The 2,746-nt window shown below is 68.2% G+C and carries 3 protein-coding genes; 2 read left to right on the forward strand and 1 reads right to left on the reverse strand.

Going from position 1 to position 2,746, the window contains the following annotated elements:
- Positions 1-696: 696 nt before the first annotated feature.
- Positions 697-831, forward strand: a complete 135-nt coding sequence (locus JMF86_RS35330) for a hypothetical protein (protein WP_023475958.1) — start codon at positions 697-699, stop codon at positions 829-831.
- A gap of 10 nt (positions 832-841) precedes the next feature.
- Here JMF86_RS35330 and JMF86_RS33480 read toward each other — a convergent pair whose 3' ends face one another.
- Complete coding sequence (locus tag JMF86_RS33480) at positions 842-2,254, reverse strand: PLP-dependent aminotransferase family protein (protein ID WP_011545633.1); 1,413 nt, start codon at positions 2,252-2,254, stop codon at positions 842-844.
- 231 nt (positions 2,255-2,485) lie between these two features.
- On the opposite strand from JMF86_RS33480, the gene JMF86_RS33485 reads away from it, so the two are divergent.
- The coding region (locus JMF86_RS33485) for an FAD-dependent oxidoreductase (protein ID WP_201317345.1) at positions 2,486-2,746 on the forward strand (261 nt) is incomplete at its 3' end.

Consider the following 2,746-nt stretch of genomic DNA (forward strand, 5'->3'; position numbering starts at 1 on the left):
GTACGTCTTATGAAATGGCCGGACGGCCGGTTGGCCAGTGGGCCGGCACAGCGCGGCCGGATCGGCCCGGGACGCCCGCCGCACGGGCCTTCGTCCGGTCGGACCCATGGGAGCGCAATACTGGTTTTCGTGGTGAGCGCCCCACCATGCGGTACACGATCGAATCTGTAGCCGGCGTCGGCGGTGCGATGCACGCCGTCCGATCAGTACAGAAGTAATCGCGCCAGAACGGCGCGACTGTCCAGAAGTGCACACCTGTCTGATCGCACCCTCGTTGATCTGCTCGTCGCAAGACTGACCGACACGACCGCCAGCGCGCGCTTCACCGGCATCGCGCGCGCTGAGCGCCGCTGCCGATCGGCGAACCCGATCCGGTCGTGTTCCCGGAAGTCGCGCGTGCGGTCGATCTGCTCGTCAGCGTGGCCGCGTTCGCGCTCGACGACGATGCCACCCGCGCGGCGGCTAGACGGCTAAGGCCCGCGCGACGGACCCGGTCCGCCAACGCGGTATCGAGACGCGACGCTGGGCGCCTGAACCGGTTGTCGGACTTGCCGCGGGGCGTGATGGCGCAACATCGCAGGCATGTGCTGTCGCTCGTATTCGCCGAACCGGTTGCGCAAGGGAGGATCACGATCGACGAACGCCACGTGCGCGCCGGCGCGTGGTCGTTGCATTGCGCGACCGGCCGCGCGACGCGTGACGCGCGACGGCGAGCCGGTCGAACCGGCGATCGCGCCGCCGCCGTCGCTGCTGCGCGCGGTGCCGTGGCTGCCTTGTGACGAAGCGCTGCTGCAGCGGATCGTCGACGTCGTCGCGGGGTGGCTCGACTGAGCCGGCGCCGTCAGATCGAACCGAACAGCGCGCGCGGCCGGTCCTTCAGCGTGCCGGACAGGATGCGCAGCCCGTTGACGAGTTCGTCGCGGGTGGCCGGGCACGCGAGGTTGATGCGCACGCCGTGCTCGAGTTCCGCGCGGTCGACCGCGAAAGTCGACGACGGCATCACGATCACGCCGCGCGCTTTCGCATTCGCGGCGAAGTCGTCGGCCCGCCACGGCGGCGGCAGCCGCAGCCACACGAACATGCAGGCGGGGTCGGCCTTCAGTTGCCCGGCCGGCAGCAGTTCCCGCGCGAGATCGACGCGTGCGCGAATCTCCGCGAGTTGCGCGGCCATGATCCGCTCGGCGGTGCCGTCCTCGATCCATACCGTCGCGATCAACATCGACGTGGGCGCCGGCATCCATGCGGTGGTCCGCACGGCTTCCGCGCACAGCGCGACGCTGTCGCGCGGACAGCTCAGGTAGCCGAGGCGCAGCCCCGGCGCGAGGATCTTCGACGTCGCGCCGATATGGAACGTCAGCTCCGGGCACAGCCCCGCGATCGCCGGCAGCCGGTCGCGCACGAGCGGGCCGTACACGTCGTCCTCGATGATCGTCACGTGATGGCGCCGCGCGATGTCGACGAGCGCCATGCGGCGCGCGAGGCTCATCGTCGTCACGGTCGGGTTTTGCAGATTAGGCACGACGAAGATCGCCTTGACCGGCATGCGCTGGCAGATCCGTTCGATCTCGTCGGGCAGCAGGCCGTCGTCGTCGGCTGGCGCGCTGACGATCTCGAACTGGAACACCGGCGCGAGCGCCTTGAGCCCGTAATACGTGAGGCGGTCGGCGACGATCACACCGTCGGTGCCGATCAGGCTGTTGAGTACCGCATACAGCCCGTGCTGCGCGCCGCTCGTGACGACCACCTGGTCGGGCGACGGCGCGAAGCCCGGCGCGGCCAGCCACTGCGCGCCGGCTGCACGCGCCCAGTCGGGGCCCTGCGGCGGCTGGTATTCCTGCAGCGCGGCGAAGCGCGGGTCGTTCGGCAGCGTGGCGAAGGTCTGCGCGAGGCTCGCGAGAAATTCGCCGGTCGCCGGGCGGTTCACGGTCAGGTCGATCACGCCGTTGCCCGCCGCAAGCGATGCGCGGGCCGGCTCGATGCTCGGCATCGCGCCGCCGGTGACGAGCGAGCCGCGACGCTTGCTGCCGATCACGAGGCCGCGCAGCTGCAATTCCTTGTACGCACGCGACACCGTCGACACGTTGATGCCGAGTTCGGTCGCGAGCTGGCGCTGCGGCGGCAGGCGGCTGCCGGGCGGATACATGCCGTTGCGGATTTCCGCCTCGATCGAGCTCGAGACCTCGACGTAGGTCGGCCGCTTCGCCGGTGCCGGCAAGCCGCCATCGCGCTCGCCGGAAAGTTTGTCTGATGCCATCTGTCGCCCGTGACCACACAAAAAGCGTTTGTCTGCCGTTTTGGCTTGCCCCGCGATTGTATAGGACCTCCCCGCCCCGTCAATCATTCACTGAAAAGTCTGCTGAATCAGCGAGTTGAAATCGGGTAAACGCCAGCACCACACAATATTATTTTGATTGCACACAAAAATTTACTGTGTGATTCTTGATCGCAACTTTGTGTGAATCATCTCCTCCGGAGGGGAAGCGTCATGGCGAACGTCGCCATCGTGGGTGCAGGCTTCATCGGGCTCGGCGCGGCGGCATGGCTGCAACGCGACGGGCATCGCGTGACGCTGTTCGATCCGGCCGGCGTCGGCCAGGGCGCGTCGTTCGGCAATGCCGCGACGTTCGCGCCGTACGGTTGCGTGCCGGTAAACGGCCCGTCGGTGTTCCGCGACCTGCCGCATTTCCTGTTCGCCGCCGACAGCCCGCTGCGCATTCGCTGGCCATATCTGCTGCACGGCGCGCCC

It is taken from the genome of Burkholderia sp. E168m15 (genome assembly GCF_016586105.1).
Taxonomy (GTDB): Bacteria; Pseudomonadota; Gammaproteobacteria; order Burkholderiales; family Burkholderiaceae; genus Burkholderia; species Burkholderia orbicola.